Source organism: Agrobacterium sp. 10MFCol1.1, assembly GCF_000381165.1.
In the GTDB taxonomy this organism is placed as follows: Bacteria; Pseudomonadota; Alphaproteobacteria; order Rhizobiales; family Rhizobiaceae; genus Agrobacterium; species Agrobacterium tumefaciens.
In genome coordinates, this window is the sequence record NZ_KB906072.1 from 153,454 (window position 1) to 174,003 (window position 20,550).

General features: G+C 60.5%; 20 protein-coding genes. 8 read left to right on the forward strand and 12 right to left on the reverse strand.

What is annotated here, in order from left to right; all coding sequences use genetic code 11:
• The first annotated feature begins 106 nt into the window (after window positions 1-106).
• Complete coding sequence (locus F617_RS0100870) at window positions 107-1,621, forward strand: ABC-F family ATP-binding cassette domain-containing protein (RefSeq protein WP_019564144.1); 1,515 nt, start codon at window positions 107-109, stop codon at window positions 1,619-1,621.
• Between the two features lie 43 nt (window positions 1,622-1,664).
• Here F617_RS0100870 and F617_RS0100875 read toward each other — a convergent pair whose 3' ends face one another.
• The 3 genes from F617_RS0100875 to F617_RS0100885 form a co-directional block, all read right to left on the reverse strand.
• Window positions 1,665-2,426: an RES family NAD+ phosphorylase gene (locus tag F617_RS0100875; protein ID WP_026330607.1), complete on the reverse strand. Its 762-nt coding sequence runs from the start codon at window positions 2,424-2,426 to the stop codon at window positions 1,665-1,667.
• The gene (locus F617_RS0100880; RefSeq protein ID WP_003511907.1) at window positions 2,386-2,769 is read right to left on the reverse strand and encodes an MbcA/ParS/Xre antitoxin family protein; all 384 of its coding nucleotides are present in this window, start codon (window positions 2,767-2,769) and stop codon (window positions 2,386-2,388) included. The genes F617_RS0100875 and F617_RS0100880 overlap by 41 nt, the downstream gene beginning before the upstream one ends.
• Window positions 2,770-2,865: 96 nt before the next feature.
• Window positions 2,866-3,288: an organic hydroperoxide resistance protein gene (locus F617_RS0100885; protein WP_003511906.1), complete on the reverse strand. Its 423-nt coding sequence runs from the start codon at window positions 3,286-3,288 to the stop codon at window positions 2,866-2,868.
• A 193-nt stretch (window positions 3,289-3,481) separates the two neighbouring features.
• On the opposite strand from F617_RS0100885, the gene F617_RS0100890 reads away from it, so the two are divergent.
• On the forward strand, window positions 3,482-3,940 hold the full coding sequence (locus tag F617_RS0100890) for a MarR family winged helix-turn-helix transcriptional regulator (RefSeq protein WP_003511901.1): 459 nt from the start codon (window positions 3,482-3,484) through the stop codon (window positions 3,938-3,940).
• A 54-nt stretch (window positions 3,941-3,994) separates the two neighbouring features.
• Here F617_RS0100890 and F617_RS0100895 read toward each other — a convergent pair whose 3' ends face one another.
• Together F617_RS0100895 and F617_RS0100900 are read right to left on the reverse strand one after the other, a co-directional pair.
• Window positions 3,995-4,720, reverse strand: coding sequence for a L,D-transpeptidase (locus F617_RS0100895; RefSeq protein WP_013635657.1), 726 nt, complete (start codon window positions 4,718-4,720; stop codon window positions 3,995-3,997).
• Window positions 4,721-4,879: 159 nt separating this feature from the next.
• Window positions 4,880-5,788, reverse strand: a complete 909-nt coding sequence (locus F617_RS0100900; RefSeq protein WP_019564146.1) for a L,D-transpeptidase — start codon at window positions 5,786-5,788, stop codon at window positions 4,880-4,882.
• Window positions 5,789-5,955: 167 nt separating this feature from the next.
• Here F617_RS0100900 and F617_RS0100905 point away from each other — a divergent pair, with 167 nt between their 5' ends.
• On the forward strand, window positions 5,956-8,646 hold the full coding sequence (locus tag F617_RS0100905; protein WP_019564147.1) for a heavy metal translocating P-type ATPase: 2,691 nt from the start codon (window positions 5,956-5,958) through the stop codon (window positions 8,644-8,646).
• Between the two features lie 45 nt (window positions 8,647-8,691).
• Here the strand turns inward: F617_RS0100905 and F617_RS0100910 are convergent, their stop codons facing one another.
• The 4 genes from F617_RS0100910 to F617_RS0100925 form a co-directional block, all read right to left on the reverse strand.
• Window positions 8,692-9,657 carry a S9 family peptidase gene (locus F617_RS0100910; RefSeq protein WP_019564148.1) on the reverse strand — a complete coding sequence of 322 codons (966 nt, stop codon included), beginning with the start codon at window positions 9,655-9,657 and terminating at the stop codon, window positions 8,692-8,694.
• Between the two features lie 260 nt (window positions 9,658-9,917).
• The gene (locus F617_RS0100915; RefSeq protein WP_019564149.1) at window positions 9,918-11,543 is read right to left on the reverse strand and encodes a cisplatin damage response ATP-dependent DNA ligase; all 1,626 of its coding nucleotides are present in this window, start codon (window positions 11,541-11,543) and stop codon (window positions 9,918-9,920) included.
• A gap of 1 nt (window position 11,544) precedes the next feature.
• Complete coding sequence (locus tag F617_RS0100920) at window positions 11,545-12,561, reverse strand: ligase-associated DNA damage response exonuclease (RefSeq protein ID WP_019564150.1); 1,017 nt, start codon at window positions 12,559-12,561, stop codon at window positions 11,545-11,547.
• Window positions 12,562-12,787: 226 nt separating this feature from the next.
• On the reverse strand, window positions 12,788-14,320 hold the full coding sequence (locus F617_RS0100925; protein WP_019564151.1) for an MDR family MFS transporter: 1,533 nt from the start codon (window positions 14,318-14,320) through the stop codon (window positions 12,788-12,790).
• 141 nt (window positions 14,321-14,461) lie between these two features.
• Between F617_RS0100925 and F617_RS0100930 the strand changes: the two genes are divergently transcribed.
• Window positions 14,462-14,977, forward strand: coding sequence for a MarR family winged helix-turn-helix transcriptional regulator (locus tag F617_RS0100930; RefSeq protein ID WP_003511890.1), 516 nt, complete (start codon window positions 14,462-14,464; stop codon window positions 14,975-14,977).
• An 81-nt stretch (window positions 14,978-15,058) separates the two neighbouring features.
• Complete coding sequence (locus tag F617_RS0100935) at window positions 15,059-15,718, forward strand: glutathione S-transferase family protein (RefSeq protein ID WP_003511889.1); 660 nt, start codon at window positions 15,059-15,061, stop codon at window positions 15,716-15,718.
• 99 nt (window positions 15,719-15,817) lie between these two features.
• Here the strand turns inward: F617_RS0100935 and F617_RS0100940 are convergent, their stop codons facing one another.
• Together F617_RS0100940 and F617_RS0100945 are read right to left on the reverse strand one after the other, a co-directional pair.
• A complete protein-coding gene (locus tag F617_RS0100940; protein WP_019564152.1) occupies window positions 15,818-16,438 on the reverse strand; it encodes a glutathione S-transferase family protein in 621 nt (206 codons plus the stop codon).
• Between the two features lie 226 nt (window positions 16,439-16,664).
• A complete protein-coding gene (locus F617_RS0100945) occupies window positions 16,665-17,657 on the reverse strand; it encodes an asparaginase (RefSeq protein WP_013635650.1) in 993 nt (330 codons plus the stop codon).
• A gap of 73 nt (window positions 17,658-17,730) precedes the next feature.
• Between F617_RS0100945 and F617_RS0100950 the strand changes: the two genes are divergently transcribed.
• On the forward strand, window positions 17,731-18,483 hold the full coding sequence (locus F617_RS0100950; protein WP_003511884.1) for a DUF3750 domain-containing protein: 753 nt from the start codon (window positions 17,731-17,733) through the stop codon (window positions 18,481-18,483).
• Window positions 18,484-18,490: 7 nt separating this feature from the next.
• On the opposite strand, the gene F617_RS0100955 is transcribed toward F617_RS0100950, so the two are convergent.
• Window positions 18,491-19,834, reverse strand: coding sequence for a chloride channel protein (locus F617_RS0100955; RefSeq protein WP_019564153.1), 1,344 nt, complete (start codon window positions 19,832-19,834; stop codon window positions 18,491-18,493).
• 146 nt (window positions 19,835-19,980) lie between these two features.
• On the opposite strand from F617_RS0100955, the gene F617_RS0100960 reads away from it, so the two are divergent.
• A complete protein-coding gene (locus tag F617_RS0100960; RefSeq protein ID WP_003511882.1) occupies window positions 19,981-20,253 on the forward strand; it encodes a YlcI/YnfO family protein in 273 nt (90 codons plus the stop codon).
• Window positions 20,250-20,549 (forward strand): type II toxin-antitoxin system RelE/ParE family toxin, encoded by a 300-nt coding sequence (locus F617_RS0100965; RefSeq protein WP_019564154.1) that lies wholly within the window; start codon window positions 20,250-20,252, stop codon window positions 20,547-20,549. The genes F617_RS0100960 and F617_RS0100965 overlap by 4 nt, the downstream gene beginning before the upstream one ends.
• Window position 20,550 lies beyond the last annotated feature (1 nt).

The following is a 20,550-nucleotide window of genomic DNA, read 5'->3' on the forward strand; positions in this document are numbered from 1 at the left end:
CTGCCGTTGCGCATGTTTTCACGACGGATCACCTCGAACCGATATCCCGTACTGCATTGTCGCAGACCACGGTTCGTCACAGATCCGTTTTGCCAGAGACAATTTCATGACCCTTATCACGCTTCGAAACCTCGGAATCATTCTGGGAAAGCCGCTTTTTTCCAATCTTGGCCTCACCGTGAATGCCGGAGACCGCATCGGCATCGTCGCTGCGAATGGCCACGGCAAATCAACCCTGCTGAATTGCCTTGCCGGTGAACTGGACGCTACCAGCGGTGATATCACCCGGCTGCGCGGGCTGACGCAGTCCATCGTCCACCAGCACCTGCCCTCCCCGCTTCTGGAAAAGACGATGCGGGACGCCGTGCTTTCCGCCCTGCCGGCAGATGAGATCGACAATGAGAGCTGGCGCGCAGACATTATTTTTGATGCCATGCTGGTGCCGGAACCCTATCGTCATCGCCATTTGAAAGAGCTGAGCGGTGGCTGGCAGCGACTTGCCATGCTGGCGCGGGCGTGGATCACCGAGCCTGACGTTCTCCTGCTCGATGAGCCGACCAACCATCTCGACCTCGAAAAAATCAACGTGCTGGAAAGCTGGCTCGGTCAATTGCCGCGCGACACGGCGGTCGTCATCGTCAGCCATGACCGCGCCTTTCTCGACAATGTCACGAAGACCACGCTGTTCCTGCGGCCGGAAAATTCGGCACTGTTCCGGCTGCCTTACGGCCATGCGCGCACGGCACTCGAAGAGGAGGATGCCGCCGATGAGCGGCGTTTCCAGCGCGACATGAAAACCGCGCAGCAATTGCGCCGGCAGGCCGCCAAGCTCAACAATATCGGCATCAATTCGGGCAGCGATCTTCTGACCGTCAAGACCAAGCAATTGCGCCAGCGTGCCGAGAAACTGGAGGAGAATGCGCGCCCAGCACATAGCGAGCGCTCCGCCGGCAAGATCCAGCTCGCCAATCGCGGTACCCATGCCAAGGTTCTGGTCACTCTGGAGGATGTGCCGGTCTCGACGCCGGACGGGACACTGCTGTTTCGCACCGGCCGGCAATTTGTCCACCAGGGCGACCGCATCGTCATTCTCGGCCGCAACGGCGTCGGCAAGACGCGGCTGATCTCGCTTCTGAAAGCGGCGGTGATGGATGAAGGCCAAATACAGGACGGCATAAAGGCCACGCCTTCGCTGGTGGCCGGATATGTCGATCAGTCGCTTGCCGAAATCGACGACGACAGCACGCCATTTGCGCTCATGACCCGCCGATTCGACATTGGCGACCAGCGCATACACGGCCTGCTTGCGGGTGCCGGTATCGACATGGAAATGCAGAAACGTCGCGTCGCAACGCTTTCCGGCGGCCAGAAGGCGCGGCTCGCCATGCTGGCGCTGCGGTTGGCGGAACCGAATTTCTACCTGCTGGACGAGCCCACCAACCATCTTGATATAGATGGGCAGGAAGCGCTTGAGGCGGAAATCATCAACCGTTCGGCCAGTTGCGTCTTCGTCTCGCATGACAGGAGTTTCGTGCGGGGGGTCGGAACGCGTTTCTGGCTGATCGACAAGCGCAGGCTGGTGGAAGTCGACGATCCCGAAGCGTTTTTCACGTCGGCATGAGGCCCGTCAAACGGGCTGAGAGTAAAAACAAGCGAAACGCCCGTCAGCCCAGCAGGCTGGCGAGGCGTGGATCACCGGAAAAATCCGCGACCGCAAACCCTGTTCTGCGCATCGGAAATTCGCACAGTGCCTGCACCCCGGTCTTCGACAGGCGGATGCGCCAGCTCATCCGTTCCACCGGCATTTTTTCGGCAAAGGCTTTCGGCGACAGCACCGCGATATTGAGGCCGCCTGCGGGATCGCGCACCGAGCGGTAGAGGATCGCCTCGATCTTTGCCAGACGCGCCTGCTCGGCCAGCGCCTGGCATGGCTCGTAATTCTGCAGGTCGGTCCACAGCGCCTCGTCCCGGTTCAATTCCGGTTGCGTCAGGTCCAGCGCCGCATCGGTGGCGATACGGGCGGCAAAGGCGGAATAGTCGGCGGGATTGGCAGGCAGCGGTGTGCCGGGAGATTCCGCATAAAACAGCAGCCGGTAGAAGGCCATTTCTGCAAGCGCGGTTTCCACCTTGGCTGCGGCGTAATAAACGCCTTCGGTAAAGCCAGCTCGGCGGAAACGCGAGCCATGTGGATAGGCCGCACCATACCGGAAGGGCGTGGCAAGAAGATAATCGAGCCCGGCGCATTCCGGCGGAAAGGGCCGCTTGCTCGCCTCCAGAATATCTTCCAGCAGCGATTGCTCCTCCACCGTATCAACCAGCTTCATGGTGGAAACCTGATGCTGCGCTTCCACCAGCCGCCAGTATTTTCCCGATGCGGCGCGCTTTTCAGACAGGAGCGCGTCGGGCGTCCAGATAGGAGAGGACATCGATCAATCCGGTAATGGTGGTGAGCCTCTCGGCAGGCACGGCGTTAAGCGCCGTATTGTGATTGCGCAGCCAGTTTTTGGCTACCGCCTCATCGCCGCCGGCGATTGCATCCAGCGAACGGAAAACCCGGATCAGCAGCACCGCAAGCTCGAAAGACTTGGCGCCCGGCTCCAGCAGGAAATCGAGCCGCTTCATGCGTGACACTGTCGGGGCGGAAACACCGAGAATATCCGCGGTGCGGGCGGCATTAAGGCCCAGCCGCTCGGCAGCGGTCATAACGGCCTTGGTGACGACCCTGCCCTGCGAAGCAGGATCCATGGCGGTCTTGGCGTGAATATTCATGGTATATATCCTTCCCTTAGAAAGAATATAGCACTTTTCTTTCCATAAACAAGAAGGCCGGGGATTAACCCGGCCTTGCTGCTGGAACTTGCTGGATCAGGCCACAGAGACCGGCACTTCCGTGGAGGTGCGCATGGCGTGGCTGTAAGGGCACACGATGTGAGCGGCGGCTACCAGTTCTTCTGCCTTTTCGCGCTCAAGACCGGGAATGTTGACCTTCAGCGACACTTCGATGCCGAAGCCGGTGCCGTCTTCGCGCGGCCCGATGCCAACGGTTGCCGTCACAGTCGTGTCTTCAGGAATCTTTACCTTCTGCTTGCCGGCGACAGCCTTCAAGGCGCCGAGGAAGCAGGCGGAATAACCGGCTGCGAAAAGCTGCTCCGGATTGGTGCCGCGGGCGCCATCGCCGCCGAGTTCCTTCGGAACGGTCAGCGTTACGTCGAGCACGCCGTCTTCCGACTTGGCGTTGCCGGCGCGGCCACCGGTGGCGGATGCTTTGGTCGTGTAGAGAATAGGCATGGCATTTACTCCCGTTGGGTTGGTGTTGGGTTTCTTATAATGCGCAATTCAATTGTGCGCAATATAATTTTGCACATTGAATAAAAAATTGTTTTTTGCGATAATTTCACGAAATTTCGCCGCGCATCCATGTGGCAGGAACCGAAAGGCAGGGCTGATTGTTCCCTTCCCGGTTGATTTTTGGAGCAGAACAATGGGCGCAGAGAGCGACGACACCAATTTGGAAAGCCTGTTGAGGCTGGACCAGCAGATATGCTTTGCCCTTTACGGCGCGGCGCACGCTTTCACCCGCGCCTATAAGCCGCTGCTGGACCCGATCGGCCTGACCTATCCGCAATATCTGGTCATGATGGCTCTGTGGGAAAAGGAAACCTCCACCGTGAAGGCACTCGGTGAAATGCTGGGCCTCGATTCGGGCACGCTTTCGCCGTTGCTGAAAAGGCTGGAACATGCCGGGCTGATCACCCGCAAACGCGGAACTGTTGACGAGCGGCAGGTGCTGGTGGCCGTAACGCCCAAGGGCGCCGATCTCAAAAAGGAGGGCGTGAAGATCATGGCGGCAATCGGCGACGCCACGGGCTGCGGGCTGGAGGAACTGGTGCAACTGCGGGACCAGGTTAATGCGCTGAAGGAAAATATCGCCCGGCCGTGATCCCGAAAAAACAAAGGCGGCACAAGGCCGCCTTTTTATTCGAACAGGCTTGGCTTACTGCCAAACAACCACACGCGCCTTCTGCGGCACGCGGTCGTAGAGGTCGATGACGTCCTGGTTCATCAGGCGTACGCAGCCGGAAGAGACGGCCTTGCCGATGGAGTTCCATTCCGGCGATCCATGGAGGCGGTAAAGCGTGTCCTTGCCGTTCTGGAAGATATAGAGCGCGCGGGCACCGAGCGGGTTTTTCAGGCCCGGTGGCATGCCGCCGTTCTTGGAAGAATATTTGACCAGTTCCGGCTGGCGGGCGACCATTTCGTCCGGCGGGGTCCATTTCGGCCATTTCTGGCGCCACTGGATGACGCCTTCGCCGGACCAGGCGAAACCATCGCGGCCGATGCCGACGCCGTAACGCATGGCGCTGCCGCCCTGCTCCACGACATAGAGGAAACGCGAGCGCGTATCCACGACGACGGTGCCGGGGCGTTCGCCGGTCGGATCGACTACGCGCTGACGATAATAACGCCGGTCGATCTTCTGGTAGGGAACCGCGGGAATGACGTAACCGCCATCCTCGACCGAACCGTACATGACGGCCAGTTCCGCATCGCTAACGCCCGACGAGAACATCTGGCGGAAATCGCTGCCGATGCTGCTCGCCTGCTGGCGAATGGCTTCACCCGTGCCGGAAGAAGCGCAGCCCGCCAGCAACGAAGCGGAGGAAATACCCAGAAGGGAAAGGAAAGTGCGTCTGGAAAGATCTGTGTCGGTGCTTGTCATAAGGCCGGATTGTCCCACATTTCGAACGGCTATATCGCCGTTGTACATCGTTTGTTCCACGTACACAGGCGTATTGCGAAAATAGTTAACCGACCGCTAAAAGCCAGCCAGAAGGAGCTGGGGGAACCCCACGATGCAGCGCTTTCTTTTAGAAAGTGGTCAGATAACCACAATCTGTGCGCCCTTCGGTACGCGCTCGTAGAGGTCGATCACATCCTGATTGAGCATGCGCACGCAGCCGGACGAAGTTGCCTTGCCGACGGACTGCCAGTCGGGCGTTCCGTGCACGCGGTAAAGCGTGTCCTTGCCGTCCTTGAAAATGTAAAGGGCACGCGCGCCGAGCGGGTTGTTGAGACCCGGCGTCATGCCGCCATTGGCGGCGGAAATGGAGGTGAGTTCCGGCTGGCGCCTGACCATTTCGTCGGGCGGCGTCCAGCGCGGCCATTTCGCCTTCCACTGGATCTTGCCGCGACCCGACCAGGCGTAACCGTCGCGCCCGAGGCCAACGCCATACCGGATAGCCTTGCCGCCCGGCTGCACCAGATAGAGAAAATGCTGCTTCGTATCCACGACGATTGTACCCGGCGCTTCCGCCGTCTGGTAACTCACCTCCTGCCGGAGATAACGCGGATCGATGCGACCATAGGGAATGGCCGGCAGGGACCGGTCGTCATCGCGGATCGGGCCATACATGACCCGGTGCAGCGGATTGGAGACCGGAAGGCCATAGGCCATCGCCTGACCTTGCGCCTGCGGCACATTCAATCCCTGCACCTGCGGCGCGCTCAGGCCCTGCCCGCGCACCGGCGGACCGTATTCCTGATGGAAGCGGGTTCGGAACAGATCCGGCGGGCGCGTGGAAAGCTGACCCGGCTGTGGTGGCAGTTCCGGCTGGCGATTGGAGCTTACGGAATTGAAATTGAACACCGGCGCCGTTTCCTGAACGAAGACGTCCGGGTTCATCCGGCTCGTATCCGTCACGAAAAGGCAGCCGCTCAGGAAAGGCAGCAGCGCAATAACCGCCAGCGAGGCCGCCCGGCGGCAGTTTTTCAATAGGAGTGCTGTCATCTGAACCGCTTCATGAAACCAAGTTTGAAGGCATGATGCATTGCGCGGCTGGCGCGAGGCTGGTGTGTGCCTTTCAAAAAAAATCGGAAAAGCGCATTTTTGCCCTTGAACCTCTAGTTGCTAGAGGTGCCAGATTGGCTGTCGAGTGGAATTCAGGAGCTAGAACCATGAATATTTCGACACGCGGCAGTTTGAACGGGGAATCAGGAGACCTGACCTTCACGGTCGGCGGCATGGATTGCGGCAGCTGTGCGGCGAAGATCGAAACGGCGCTCTCCCGGCTGCCCGGCGTTGCCGACGTCAAGGTCTCTGTTGCGCGCGAAAGGCTGAACCTTTCGCTGGCGGAAGACAAAACGTCGGTCGCAAAAATCGAGGATACGCTGCGCAAACTTGGCTTCAAGCCCGCTTTGCTGCCGCAGGACAAGGCTCCGCGCGAAAAGATTGCGGCGGAACATAATGATCATGGGCATGATCATGACCATTCATCGTGCGGTGGTCATCACCATCCGGAAGCAGCACCGAGCATCGAGCAGAACAATGCCCTGGCCTTCTCTGTCGGCGGCATGGATTGCGGCAGCTGCGCGGCCAAGATCGAAACCGCGCTTTCGCGTCTGCCCGGTGTTGCCGACGTCAAGGTATCCGTTGCGCGCGAAAGGCTGAACCTTTCTCTGGCAGATAACAAAACCCCGGTCGAAAAGATCGAGGACACGCTGCGCAAGCTCGGCTTCAAGCCTGCATTGCTGCCGCAGGAAAAAACCGCACTTGGCAAGGTCGAAGAACATAATCACGATCATGCGGACGACCATGACCATGGATCATGCGGCGGTCATCACGGCCATGATCACGATCACAAACATGATCATTCAGGCCACGACCATTCAAGCTGCGGCGGCCACCATCATGACGATGCGAAGCACGCGCATAGCCACGGGAGCGTTGAAACCGTCGCGCAGAGCGCCGACATAGGCCACGCCCATGGCGCGGATGAAAAAGGCGTGTGGTGGCGCACGGCCAAGGCGCGCAACACCTTCACCGGCACCATTCTCGTGGCCGTTGCCTATGCTGCGGAGCTTGGCTTCCCGGCATGGGGCAGTTACGCCTTCATCGTCGCAACGCTGGTCACACTGTTTCCCATTGCGCGCAACGCCTTCAACGCCGCGCGTTTCGGGGCAATCTTCACCATCGAGATGCTGATGACGATTGCCGCCATCGGCGCCATCATCATTGGCGAGGCGGAAGAAGCGGCGATCGTCGTGCTGCTGTTCTCCGTTGGCGAGTTGCTGGAAGGCTTTGCCGCCGCACGTGCCCGCTCGGGCATCAAGGCTCTCGGTTCCCTGCTGCCAAAAACGGCACTGGTGGAAGAAAACGGTACGCTCCGGCAGGTGGCCGCCGATAAGGTTCGCATCGGACAGGTGGTCGTGGCGCGTCCGGGCGACCGCATTGCTGCCGATGGCGTGGTGATGGAAGGCGAATCCAGCGTGGACGAATCGCCGATGACCGGCGAAAGCATTCCGGTCGCCAAGGAAAAAGGCGCACGCGTCTTTGCGGGTTCGATCAACCATGACGGTTCGCTGCGCATTCGGGTCGACCGTGCGCCGGAAGACAACACCATTGCCCGCATCATCACGCTCGTTGAAGAAGCACAGGACGCCCGCGCCCCGACCGAGCGCTTCATCCAGAACTTCTCGCGTTATTACATGCCGCTGATCGTCGCGATTTCCGCACTTACCATCGTCGTGCCGCCGCTTGTGGGCCTTGGCGATTGGGACACCTGGATTTATCGCGGTCTCGCCCTGCTTCTGATCGGTTGCCCCTGCGCACTCGTCATTTCCGTTCCCGCTGCCATCGCCTCCAGCCTTTCGGCTGCGGCACGGCACGGTATGTTGGTGAAGGGCGGTGCGGTTATCGAGATGCTGGCACGCACCGAAACCGTGGCCTTCGACAAGACCGGCACGCTGACGCTCGGCGAACCTGTCGTGACGGATGTGGTGGCTCTTGACGGCAACGAGGCCGGGCTGATCGCGCAAGCCGCGACCATCGAGAACGAGTCCAGCCATCCGCTTGCCAGAGCCATCGTCAACCATGCCAACAAGGCAGGCGTAACTCCCCTGCCCGGCTCGGAGATCAAGGCGATTTCCGGTCGTGGCATGCAGGGCACCGTCGGCGGCAAGCGCCTGTTCATCGGCGCGCCGCGTTTTGCAACCGAAGTCGGGACCGTATCGACGGAACTTGCAGAGCGCATTTCCGCACTGGAAAGCGAAGGCAAGACCGTGGCTGTCGTCATGGCCGAGGGTGCGGCAAGCGGTCTCTTCGCCATGCGCGACGAACCGCGCAAGGATGCGGCAGAAGGCATCAAGGCACTGAAGGAGATGGGTATTTCCTCGCTTATGCTGTCTGGCGACAATGCCCGCACGGCAAAGGCAATCGGCAACAAGCTGGGACTTGAAGCGCGCGGCGAACTCCTGCCGCAGAACAAGGTCGAGGAAATCCGCAAGCTTGCCCAGAAGAAAACCGTGGTGATGGTGGGCGACGGCATCAACGATGCACCCGCCCTCGCGGCTGCAAGCGTCGGTGTCGCCATCGGCTCAGGCACGGATGTGGCGATGGAAGCGGCGGATGCAGCGCTGATGCGCAACAATGTCGGCGATGCTGCCCGCCTGATCGGCCTATCGCGCGCCACCATGCGCAATATCCACCAGAACGTAACGATCGCGCTCGGCCTGAAGGCGGTATTCCTGGTGACAACGGTTACCGGCCTCTCCGGCCTGTGGCTCGCTGTTTTCGCCGACACCGGCGCTACGGTTCTCGTCACCGCCAATGCCATGCGGCTGCTCGGCTACTTCAAGAAGAGCGCCTGACTTTACGAGAGGGCCGAAAGCTGCAACGCGGTTTTCGGCCCTTTTTTATGCAAATTCGTTGAAAAAGCGGATGCTTTCCGTCACGGCACCCGGCACCACGCCATTGTGTGTGCCGGGCAGCAGTTTTTTGTCGACCTTGAATCCCGAATACACGGCGCGGTCGACGAAAAGCTGGTGATCGGCGTCGAACGGGCGCTCCTCCGTGCCGCGCAGCAACAGCGCCGGGCATTTGAGGCTGGGGCCGAAACAGACCGAAGAGCGCATGATAAATTCCCGCTCGTCGGTTTCGTCGAAACAGAGTTCGTCCGAATAGCGGTTGAAGTAACGCCATGAATTGACGCCCGCCGAAATCGGCGCGGCAGCACGGAATTTGCGGCTCATGGCGGCCAAGAGCGTCAGCGTGCCGCCATTGGAATGCCCGGCAATGAAGAAGCGTTTCCTGTCGATACCGGGCAGGCTTTCCAGATAGGTCGCCGCCGCCAGCGCATCCGCTGTTTCGTCGTAGAAACCGGAATAATTGCCGTTCTGGCCGTTTTCGCCCCGGAAGGACGGCAAAAGCACCACGAAACCCGCCTCCCAATAGGGCTTCATCATCGCCCAATGGCCGTCACCGGTGGCGTTGCCTCCGTGCAGGAAAAGCACCGCGGGTTTGAGTACCGTCGAGGGCTGATAATGGGAAAGCCAGGCCACAAGCTCGATGGAACCATCCGGCCCGCCACGATAGGTGACCCGTTCCGCGCCCGGCGGTGTGCCGAGCGGCGATGATTTTTCCGGAGCGGACATTTTGCGCAGCAAATGGGTATGGAACCGTTTACGCGCCTCGCCGTAATCCTGCTTTTCCAGCGGCAGCACTTCGGGCGTGGGAATGCCCGCTTTCGCACCGGGGGGCAAAAGTGCCGCTGCTGCCAGGCCCATGGCACCCACAAGCAGATTGCGCCGCGTCAGGCTCCTTAAGGTCGCGCCGCTTTCTTCCTGTCCGAATGCTGAGGAGAGAAAGCGTTTATCTGGCATATGCGCACCTGAGTGATCAAAACATTAGAAGCAGTTCAGCACTGCGGCGAGAGGCTGTCCAATCACGGATTCGCGAATGACAACAATGTATTCGCAGCCATCATGGCATTTTCTGGACAAAACATTCCCTTACTCCTGGGCTTGTTACAGGAATCCAGTCGACGCGCATCGGCGCGGCGGGAAGAGTCCCATCAGCCCAACGACTTGGGCTGGCTGGATCCCTGTGACAAGCACAGGGATGAGGGAGACAGCGGAGACCCCTACCCATCAACGCCATCGATCATAGCCACAAGCGTCGCCAGGCGATCCGCCTCCGCCGGGAGTTTGTCGGCGCGAAGCCTCGCAATGCGTGGAAACCGCATGGCAACGCCGGATTTGTGGCGGTTGGAACGGTTGATGCCCTCGAAAGCCACCTCGAGCACGAAACCGAAATCCGGCGTGGCGCGCACCGCGCGCACGGGCCCGAAACGCTCGACGGTATTGTCGCGCACGAACTTGTCGAGCACTTCCAGCTCCGCATCGGTAAAACCGAAATAGGCCTTGCCAACCGGCACCAGCTGTTCACCATCCTCCCCTTCCGCCCATACGCCGAAGGTGAAATCGGAATAATAACTCGAGCGTTTGCCATGGCCGCGCTGCGCATACATCATGACAGCATCGATATTGTAGGGATCGCGTTTCCACTTGAACCACGGTCCCTTGGCCCGGCCGGCCTGGTAGGCGCTGTCGCGGCGCTTGATCATGACGCCTTCGATCACCGGATCGGGCGGCGCGGCGCGCAGCGTATTCAGCTCGTCCCATGTTGAAAAACCGATGAGCGGAGACAGGTCGAAGCGGTCATGCGGGGCATGTTCGATGATATCCGACAGGCGGCCACGGCGTTCTAGATAGGTCTGCGCGCGAATGTCGCTCTCACCATCGAACAGCAGGTCGTAGGCGCGGATGAAGGCCGGATAGTCATCCTGCATCGTGGCCGTCACCGTCTTGCGGTTCAGCCGTTGTTGAAGGTCGGAAAAGGTGCGCGTGAGATTGTTGGAGCGCGCCGTGCCGCCAATCAGCAATTCACCATCCATCACGCCTTCGAAATCGATGGCATCGAGCACGTCGGGAAATGCGCCGGAAATATCGTCGCCGGAACGGGAGTAGAGTTTGCGCGTCTCGCCTGCGCGGGAAAGCTGCACACGGATGCCGTCCCATTTCCACTCGGCAGCATAATCGGCAGGGTCCAGACCATCGAGATCGCCGTCTGCAACCGGGGTGGCCAGCATTACCGAGTGAAAGATGGCGGGCGTTGCCAGAACCGGCCGCTCGGACTTGCCCTCGAGCCAGGCGAAAAGCGTCGTGTAAGGCGGCGTCAGACCGTGCCAGAGGGTTTCGATTTCGATGATGTCCTTATCCGCGAAATCCGCCAGTGCCTGCCGCGCCAGCCGCGCCGAAACGCCGATGCGAAGGCTGCCGGTTGCGAGTTTCAGGAAGGCGAAACGCGAGGAGGTATCGAGCCGGTCGAGCAGATCGCGCACCGCTCCGCGCACTTCGGTGCGGCCGAGCGAATTCATCAGCGTCACGACTTCGCCAAGACGGGGATCCTGCGCCTCGGAATCATCCAGACCGCCGATATTGCCCCAGACGAGCGAGATGGTCTCGGCCAGGTCGCCGACATAATCGTATGAATAGCGGAACAGCACCTCGTCCATGCGCTCCAGCACCAGCTCGCGCAGCATTGCGGGCTTGACGCTTTTGAGGTCCAGCGTGCCGGCAATCGCCGCCAGACCGTACCCCCGGTCTGGGTCAGGCGTATCACGGAAATAATCGGTCAAAAGCTTCAGCTTGCCGTTGCGCGATGGGGTGAGGACAAGTCGGTCGAGAAGGGTGGCGAAGGCTTTCATCTCAATCCCCCTCGTCTTCGTAACCGACTAGATGCAGCGGTTTGGCAGCAATGCCCTGCAATTCGCACCAGCGCACCAGCGCCTCCTCGCGACCATGCGTGACCCAGACGGCCTGCGGGCCAATTTCCTTGATGGTTTCCAGCAGTTCCGGCCAGTCGCAGTGGTCGGAGATGACCAAAGGCAGCTCCACGCCGCCCTGTTTCGCCCGCTGTCGGACCATCATCCAGCCGGACGCGAATGCGATCAGCGGCTCGTTGAAACGGCGCGCCCAGCGCTCCTGAAATGCAGAGGGCGGGCCGACGACGATCGCGCCCTTGAAGATGGCGGGATCGCTTTTTTCAAGCGTCGCGGGGCGCAGCTCACCGAGATCGATGCCCTGCGACACGTAATAATCGCAGAGCCGCGCCAACGCGCCGTGGATATAGATGGGATCGGCATAACCATTGTCGCGCAGGAGCCTGATAACGCGCTGCGCTTTGCCGAGCGAATAGGCGCCGACCAGATGGGTGCGCTCGGGAAACTGCTTGATGGAGGTGAGCAGCTTGCCGATTTCCACCCGCGGCAGCGGGTGGTGAAACACCGGCAACCCGAAGGTGGCCTCGGTGATGAAGACATCACACGGCACCGTTTCGAAGGGTGTACAGGTGGGATCGATACCGCGCTTGTAATCGCCAGAGGCAACGATGCGCATGCCGTTCATTTCCACGGAGATCTGCGCCGAACCCAGCACATGGCCCGCCGGGTGGAAACCGACGGTCACGCCGTTTACCTCCACCGTCTCCCCGAATGCGACCGCCTGCTCGCTGCCGCAGAAGTCCTCGCCGTAACGGATGCGCATGATATCGAGCGTCTGGCGTGTGGCCAGCACCGCCCCGTGGCCGGCGCGGGCGTGATCGGAATGGCCGTGGGTTAACAATGCACGCGCCACCGGCCGCACCGGGTCGACATAAAAATCGCCCGGCGGGCAATAAAGACCCTTGGGCGTGGAGTTCAGGAGCTGTTCCGGCTTCATATTCATTGAGATAGGGCCGCCCGCGCGAATTTAAAGTGCTGCGAGCATAACGCGGAACGGGCGTTAAATTTCCAGGGGTGCAGTTTTGTTTTCGCGCTCAGAGGTCGCGGGTATATTGGAAAGGCCCGGAACCATCCCTCATCCTTGTGCTTCTCACAGGGATGAGGGAAGAGCAAGTTGCCGGAGGAAGGCACAGCTCGAGTTCACCGCGCCTTATAAGGACAGCCGCCCCCTACTCCCCCGCACTTTCCGCCGGCTTGGCCGCCTGTGCTGCGGCTGGCAACCGGACCGGTTTCAGCATCAGTGCTGCGGCAAGGCCGATGGCTGCGGTTGCGGCGGCTGCGAAGAACAGCGGCGTGAAGGCATCCGAATAGAGCGAGGCAACGGCTGCCTGCGATGCCGCGGGCAGTTCGGAGAGCATCTTCGGCGTCAATTCCTCAATCCTTCCGACACCCGGAATGGTCACGGCAACGCCCTTGAGGCTGGAGGTGACGATTGCGCCATAGACCGAGATGGCGATTGCTGCGCCGCCCATGCGGGTGAGCGTCACCGCGCCGCTTGCGGCACCGATATCGGCCTTCGGCGCGGAATTCTGCACGCCGATAATCGGCGCCTGCTGACCGAGGCCGACGGCGAAACCCTGCGCCAGCATGAGAATCGCAATCAGCCAAAGCGGCGTTCCCGCGTGCATCTGCGTGAAGAGCAGCATGGCGATGACATTGATAGTAAGCCCGGCCACCGAAAACGGCTTGTAGACGCCGGTGATCGAGATCAACCGCCCGGCCGACAGGGAACCCATGACGATGCCGCCGGTGACGGCGATGAAGAACAGGCCAGCATGGGATGGGGAAAGCCCGGTCGTGGTCTGCAGGAACAGAGCGTAATAATTGACCATGCCGATGCCAATGCCGCCGCTGGTCAATGAAACGATCATCAACAGCGGAAAGGTGCTGTCCTTGAAGAGCCTAAGCGGCACCACGGGTTCCGGCGCGCGACGTTCCACTTGCACCCAGAGGAATGCGGCGATGACGGCGAAAGCGATAATACCGAGGCTGGGACCGGCGATGAGCGAACCGAACAATTCGCTGCTGTCGGCCCAGAAGACGACGCTTGCGATGGTCGCTGCCAGCAAGACGGCGCCGAGATAGTCGATCTTCGGCTGACGCGCGGGACGGCGGTAGGGCAGCAGGAAAATCAGGCCGGTGATGACGATAAGCCCGAGTGGCAGGTTGATTAGGAAGATCGACCGCCAGCCGAACAGATCGCTCATCGTGCCGCCGAGAATGGGCCCGACGCTGCCCGACGCCATGATGGTGAGGCTGGAATAGCTCTGGTAACGGGCTCTTTCACGCGGTTCGAACAGATCGGCATTGACGGAGAAGATCGAAACCATGATGCCGCCGCCGCCAAGGCCCTGAAGCACGCGGGCCGCGATCAGGCTATCCATTGACCAGGCCAGCCCGCAGGCGAGCGAGCCGAGCGTGAAGATGATAACCGCCGCGATCATCACGTATTTTCGCCCGAACAGGTCTCCGAGCTTGCCATAAACAGGCATGACCGCGCTGGTGGCCAGAAGATAGGCCGAACCGATCCAGCCGAAACGCTCTAGCGCGCCGAACTCGCCGACGATGGTGGGCAGCGCTGTCGAGACGATCTGGTTGTCGAGGGTAGCCATGAACATGGCCAGCATCAGAAACAGGAAAACGATGAGCCTACGCCGGTGATCCGACACAAGCGGCGCCACGGGGGCAACGGACATATCCATGAAAAATCTCGTTGAGTTTCGGCAATTTTGCTGCGACAATTTGTGTGCTATTAGCATATATATGTCAATGGCAAGTTTTTGACATCCATGATATTGGCGCTAAATGTGATCGCAAATCGGGATTGAAAGGAACGGCTGAGCGTGTCGACTGAGGAAGACTGGAACGAGGATCTGCCCGAAGACATCAAGCGCATCGGCAATACGATGACGCGTATGCGCATCATGATCGGACGGCGCATCATCGGGCGCATGGCGCTTGCCAAGGTGGCTCCGGGTCTGGAACTCTCCCATATCGACGTTCTCGATATATTGCGCCGCGCGGACGGCGATGTCACCGTTGGTGCGATTGCCGAGGGCATGCGTATCGACCCCTCGCGCGGTAGCCGGGTGGTGGCGGATATGGTCGGGCGCGGCCTGTTGAAACGCGGCGTCTCGCAGGAAGATGCCCGCCGCAGCATCGTCGAGATCACACCACTTGGCACCAGTCTGCTTCAGGAAATGCGCCGGACCAAGATGAGCGTCATCCAGGACGTGATGGATGGATGGCCGGAGGAGGATGTCGAGACATTCGCCCGGCTTTTCGATCGGTTCATCGACCGTTTCGAGGCCCGGCTGTCACCGGATACGGACCTCCTGACGGATCAGAAAAAATCATAGTTGACCCTGACATCCACAACTTCACTTTAAAAGGACGAGACCTTAACGTGCCGCCATCGAAAAGGTAAAAGGGTGACTTCGATGTTGACGATCTATGGTGTCTACCGTTCCCGCGCCACGCGCACGCTCTGGCTTGCCGGGGAACTGGGCATGGAATTCAAGCACGTGCCTGTCGTGCAGGCCCGCCGCGTTGCCGATCCCCTGGCCGCAGACGCGCCGCTCAACACGCTGTCCCCCGCGTTTCTGGCCATCAATCCGATGGGCACCATCCCCTGCATCGAAGATGACGGCATGGTGCTTTATGAATCCATGGCCATCAACCTTTATCTCGTCCGCAAATATGGCGGACCGCTCGCACCGGTCGACCTGAAGGAAGATGCGGCGATGCTGCAATGGTCGTTCTTTGCCGCGACCGAAATCGAGACCAATTCGCTGAAGATTTCCTCCGCCATCGCCGAAGGGCTTTCGGAAAGCGATGCCGGCAAAGCGGTGATCGATGTCGCCGCGCGCCTCTTGAGGCGGCCCTTCCGGGTGCTGGAGCAACATCTTGCCAGCCACGATTATCTGGTAGGCGACCGTTTCACCGTCGCCGATCTCAACGTGGCGGAAATCGTCCGTTACGCGCAGGGCCACCAGCCGCTGTTTGACGCCCATCCGGCGCTGAAAGCCTGGCTGGAGCGCTGCCAGGCCCGCACGGCATTCAAGTCCATGTGGGACAGCCGGGCCGCCGAGGCGGCGTGAACGAAGGCACTAGCTAGGGGATAGTTGGCAGACCTCTCTTCGCACTCGACGTCATCCTCGGGACAAGCACGAGGATGACGAAGCAAGCTTTTTAGCACATCACCCCTTCTCACCCGCCAGCGCCCGCTGCACGGCCGGGCGCTCGTTCATGCGCCTGAAGTGATCATGCACCTTCGGGAAGCGGGCGATATCCACGCCGTCGCTTTCCAGCCAGCCGGACATGACGAATAGATAGGGATCGGAGACCGAATAGGCGGTGCCCAAGACCCACGGGCCGTGCAGCATGCCGTGCTCGATCAGTTCGAAACAATCGGTCATGGTCTGCGACACCTTCGCTTTCATATCCGCCAGGGAACTATCCTCGCTCGCCCAGCGGCTGCCGCGCCGGCCATGCGCATGGGCGACATGCACCATGGAGGAAATGAAGGCGTTGAAGGCTTGCATCAGGGCGAATTCGAAGGGATCGTCGAGTGGGGCGAGTTTCTTCTCCGGAGCCATCTGCGCAATGAAGACGAGGATGGCAGGCGTTTCCGTCAGCACCCCGCTTGCCGTTGCCAGCGCTGGCACGCGGCCTTTCGGGTTGATCTTCAGGAATGCCTCGGAGCGCTGCTCGCCCTCGGCGAAGTTGACGCGATGGGCCGTGTAAGGCAGGCCGGATTCCTCAAGCACGATATGGCTGGCGCGGGAGCAGGAACCGGGGGAGAAAAACAGTGTGAACATGGATATGCAACCTCCAGGGCAATGAGGGGCGCCCACCTCCTCGCGGGCAGACGCCAGCCCCTGCGGCGGCGATCTGGCAGACCATCACATGCAAGGGCAAACCATCATCCTGCCGGCAGCGGGCCGCGTCAAAGGTTATTTCTGAAGCGTGTCGCGTTTAACCGAAGGCATACCGCGCGCCTTATTTTTTGTCTTAAGCCGCTGCGCAGTTTTACAGGAGATGCCTCTAGAGGCCGACAACCCGGATATCGCCGACGTGGATGCCGTTCCAGTTGCGCATCTGCCGGTTTGCCATGGCAAGCAGCGCCTCGTTCTCGGCGCCATCGAAATATTTCGCCAGCATTGCGGCAATCATCGCTTCCGCCGCACGCGTCGTGCCGTCTTCGCATTTCACCGCCATGGCGATGCCCTTTTCCGGCAGTGCGGCCACGAACACGCCTTCCGCGCCGGTCTTGGCGAAAATCCTGCCCGGCGCGATCTGCATCAGCCTGGTGCAGGTGCGACCGGTGCCCGCCACATAAAAGGGTTCCGCCATGCAGGCGTCAAAGAGCCGGCGGGAGGCTTGCGCGCGCCCGGCCTCCAGCCCCCTGCCCGTCGCCATCTTGGCAAAACCATGCGCCAGACCCTTGAGCGGCACGGCATAAGTGGGGATCGAGCAGCCGTCCACGCCGCAATTGTCATGGCCAAGCGTCGCACCCGTCAGGCTTTCCATCGTCGCGCGGATTTCCCGCTGCAGGGGGTGGTCGTAACCGACATAGCCCTTGGGGTCGGTGCCTGTATGGCAGCAGGCGCAGATGAAGCCGGAGTGCTTGCCGGAGCAGTTATTGTGAAGCGCCGTCGGCTTTTCCAGCGTGCGGGCCTGATGGATGATGGTCTTCTGGTCGGAAGACCAGTGCGCGCCGCATTCCAGCGTATCCACATCCCTGCCTGCCCTTGCGAGCATGGAGGCGGCGAGCGCCGCGTGTTCGTCCTCGCCGGAATGGGAAGAGCAGGCAAGCGCCAGCTCGCGATTGCCAAATCCATAGGCATCCGCCGCGCCGCTTTCCACCAGCGGCAGCGCCTGCATGGCCTTGCAGGCAGAACGCGGGAAAACGCCACGCTCGACATCACCAGCTGAAAACACGACGCCACCATCGCCATCCACCACCACCGCAAGACCCTGGTGGCGGCTTTCGACCAGACTGCCCCTGAGGACTTCGACGGTAACGGAATTGTTCATTTTTGCGGCCTCAAAAAGTTCTGATTTTATGTCGTTGATAGCGCAATTGATTTTTCGATGCACGAGGCTATCAGTGAAATTTGCAAAACGTCTGCTGCTGGCGATTGCCATCATCTATCTGCTGCCAGCTCTGGCATCGGCGGGGTTGTGGGCCATGAGGGATCACCCGCAGGGCTGGCGTGACGCGCGCTGGTCTTCCTCCGGCACCCTGCCGCAAGCAGGTGCCGACCGGCAGGCGGCGGTTTACGTTTTTTCCGCCATGACCGGTGGCTTTAAAGGCTCCGTCGCCAGCCATGCCTGGATCGTGCTGAAAAAGCCGGGCGCGACGGCCTACGATCGCTACGACAAGGTGGGCTGGGGAATGCCGATACGCCACAATGGCTATCCGGCGGATGCCTATTGGTATTCCAACACGCCGCGTCAGGTGGTGGCCATTCATGGGGCGGCAGCGGAAAAACTGATCCCGAAGATCGAACAGGCGATTGCCGACTATCCCTATGGCAAACCGGGCGGCTATCGTATCTATCCCGGTCCCAACTCCAACACTTTCGTTGCCCATGTGCTGCGCAGCGTGCCGGAGCTCGGTGTGGTTCTGCCATCAGACGCGGTGGGCCGCGACTATCTGCCCAACGGCGCGTTTTACCACGTCGCCGACGACTGGAAGGATGCTAGCCTCTCGCTTGGCGGGTTGTTCGGTATTTCGGCGGGCGCACGCAGTGGCTTCGAGGTCAATTTCCTCGGCCTGGTCGCGGGCTTCGATTTCAGCCGGCCCGGTGTGAAGATACCGGGACTTGGCTATTTCGGAGTGGCGGGTATCCGCGCGTAAAGTCGGGTCAGGTCTCAGCGGCGTGTGCTGCGCGTTTGGCGCGGATGCTCTGGGCAATAAAAACACGCGACAGGCCGTGATAGAGCGGCTCCCGGGAGAAAAGCCGGGAGGTTAGATATCCCAGCATCGATGCCACCATGATGGGGATGACGCCGTCATGATTGCCGGTCATTTCGAGGATGATCACGAAAGCCGTCATGGGGGCCTGCACCACGCCCGCGAAATATCCCGCCATGCCGACAATGGCGCCAAGGCCGATGCTCGTACCCAGCAAAGTCGCCATCGTACTGCCAAAGCCCGCGCCAACGGACAGCGACGGCGCGAATATACCGCCCGGAATGCCCGACATCATCGCCAGAAACGTGGCCGCCAGCTTTTCGATGAAGAAGAAGGCCGGTGCGGCCTGGCCCTCGATTGCGGCGCGCGCCTGTTCGTAACCCGTTCCGAAGGTCGCGCCATCAGTTGCAATACCGATGACGGCGGAGGCAAGGCCGCAGGCGGCGGCAACCGCCAGCATCCGCCTTGACGGCATGGCCTGGGCGAAGCGCCGGATGCGCGCGGACAGGCGCAGCGCGCCCGCGCTGAACAGCGCGCCGAACGCACCGCCGCCAATGCCGCAGACCAGTACAAGCAGCCAGTCCATCATGGTTTTCGCCATGACGGAACTGGTGCCAAAGTAAGTATAGCTGCCGACCAGCGCCAGCGAGGCAAGGCCGGACAGGATGACGGCGGTAAGGACGAGGCCGTTTGCCCGGGATTCGTAGGTCTTGCTCATTTCCTCGATGGCAAACACGATGCCGGCCAGCGGTGTGTTGAACGCTGCGGCAATACCCGCCGCTGATCCGGCAAGAATAAGACCCTTTGCCTGTGCCATGCCGCCCCAGCGCGCCGCCTGAAGCATGATCGAGGCCCCGACCTGCACGGTTGGCCCCTCTCTCCCGATTGACGCACCGGACAAAAGCCCGACGACCGTCAGCAAGACCTTGCCGAAAGCGAGTTTCAGCGACAGGAGCCGCGAACGATCCGCGTCGTCACGCAGGTGCCGCGCGGCGATGGCCTGGGGAATGCCGCTGCCGCCGGCATTGGGAAAAACCGTCAGCGCCAGCCAGGCGCACAGCGTGAAACCGAGCGGCGTGATAATGAGCGGCAGCAGAAACGCCCATTCGCCGGCAGATGTTGCCGCAAAGAAAAGATGCTGGGCGCGATCCGCCGCCCAGGCAAACCCGACGCTGATGATGCCGACTGCAAGCGCGCCGATCCAGAAAACCGCCCTCGGCTTCCACACCCGCCATGAACCCCACACAACACGGGAACGGCGGAGCATCTTCAGCTTTTTGTAGTCGACGGGCATGGGGATCCAGATCGGTGGTTTCAGTTATTGTCGGGCGGGAGGCCCTTTTATCGGCCTGCCAGCCGGCGATTGCAAGTTTTGCATTTGACTCGTTGCGACAGATGGCAGAAGCTGCGCATCGCAAATGCAACGCATGGAGAGAAAAGATGAAAACCGCAACTTTGCCTTCGCTGCGTGTAACGGCGGATTTCCGCGAGGCGGCAGAAAGCGTTCTGAAAGACGGCGAGACGCTATCGTCATTTGTCGAGGATTCGGTCCGCAGGCAGGTGGAAATCCGCAAATCGCAGGCGGAATTCATTGCGCGCGGGCTGGCGTCGCTCGAACAAGCGGAGCGCACCGGTGTCTATTATAGCACCGACGATGTTCTTTCGATGATGCAAAGAAAACTCGATGCTGCGAAAGCCGCGAAACGGAAATGACATATCAGCTTCGTTATACCGAAGAAGCACTGGCGGATTTCGATCGCATCTATGATTTTCTGATCGCATACGACATCAATGTGGCCGAGAAGGCCATTCACGCCATAAGAGCAGGATTAGACATTCTCAGCGAATTTCCCTTCAGTTGCCGTAAGGCATCTTCTGAAAACGGGCTGATACGTGAACTCCTCGTGCCGTTCGGGTCTTCCGGCTATATCGTGCTGTTCCGCATCGACGGCCCGGAAACAGTCACCATTGCCGCCGTTCGCCACCAGCGTGAGGATGATTACCATTGAC

What these genes read in the sequence shown, in the direction of transcription:
- F617_RS0100870 (WP_019564144.1), top strand. Translation starts at nt 107, where the DNA reads ATGACCCTTATCACGCTTCGAAACCTCGGAATCATTCTGGGAAAGCCG.
- F617_RS0100875 (WP_026330607.1), bottom strand. Translation starts at nt 2,426, where the DNA reads ATGTCCTCTCCTATCTGGACGCCCGACGCGCTCCTGTCTGAAAAGCGC.
- F617_RS0100880 (WP_003511907.1), bottom strand. Translation starts at nt 2,769, where the DNA reads ATGAATATTCACGCCAAGACCGCCATGGATCCTGCTTCGCAGGGCAGG.
- F617_RS0100885 (WP_003511906.1), bottom strand. Translation starts at nt 3,288, where the DNA reads ATGCCTATTCTCTACACGACCAAAGCATCCGCCACCGGTGGCCGCGCC.
- F617_RS0100890 (WP_003511901.1), top strand. Translation starts at nt 3,482, where the DNA reads ATGGGCGCAGAGAGCGACGACACCAATTTGGAAAGCCTGTTGAGGCTG.
- F617_RS0100895 (WP_013635657.1), bottom strand. Translation starts at nt 4,720, where the DNA reads ATGACAAGCACCGACACAGATCTTTCCAGACGCACTTTCCTTTCCCTT.
- F617_RS0100900 (WP_019564146.1), bottom strand. Translation starts at nt 5,788, where the DNA reads ATGACAGCACTCCTATTGAAAAACTGCCGCCGGGCGGCCTCGCTGGCG.
- F617_RS0100905 (WP_019564147.1), top strand. Translation starts at nt 5,956, where the DNA reads ATGAATATTTCGACACGCGGCAGTTTGAACGGGGAATCAGGAGACCTG.
- F617_RS0100910 (WP_019564148.1), bottom strand. Translation starts at nt 9,657, where the DNA reads ATGCCAGATAAACGCTTTCTCTCCTCAGCATTCGGACAGGAAGAAAGC.
- F617_RS0100915 (WP_019564149.1), bottom strand. Translation starts at nt 11,543, where the DNA reads ATGAAAGCCTTCGCCACCCTTCTCGACCGACTTGTCCTCACCCCATCG.
- F617_RS0100920 (WP_019564150.1), bottom strand. Translation starts at nt 12,561, where the DNA reads ATGAATATGAAGCCGGAACAGCTCCTGAACTCCACGCCCAAGGGTCTT.
- F617_RS0100925 (WP_019564151.1), bottom strand. Translation starts at nt 14,320, where the DNA reads ATGGATATGTCCGTTGCCCCCGTGGCGCCGCTTGTGTCGGATCACCGG.
- F617_RS0100935 (WP_003511889.1), top strand. Translation starts at nt 15,059, where the DNA reads ATGTTGACGATCTATGGTGTCTACCGTTCCCGCGCCACGCGCACGCTC.
- F617_RS0100940 (WP_019564152.1), bottom strand. Translation starts at nt 16,438, where the DNA reads ATGTTCACACTGTTTTTCTCCCCCGGTTCCTGCTCCCGCGCCAGCCAT.
- F617_RS0100945 (WP_013635650.1), bottom strand. Translation starts at nt 17,657, where the DNA reads ATGAACAATTCCGTTACCGTCGAAGTCCTCAGGGGCAGTCTGGTCGAA.
- F617_RS0100955 (WP_019564153.1), bottom strand. Translation starts at nt 19,834, where the DNA reads ATGCCCGTCGACTACAAAAAGCTGAAGATGCTCCGCCGTTCCCGTGTT.
- F617_RS0100960 (WP_003511882.1), top strand. Translation starts at nt 19,981, where the DNA reads ATGAAAACCGCAACTTTGCCTTCGCTGCGTGTAACGGCGGATTTCCGC.
- F617_RS0100965 (WP_019564154.1), top strand. Translation starts at nt 20,250, where the DNA reads ATGACATATCAGCTTCGTTATACCGAAGAAGCACTGGCGGATTTCGAT.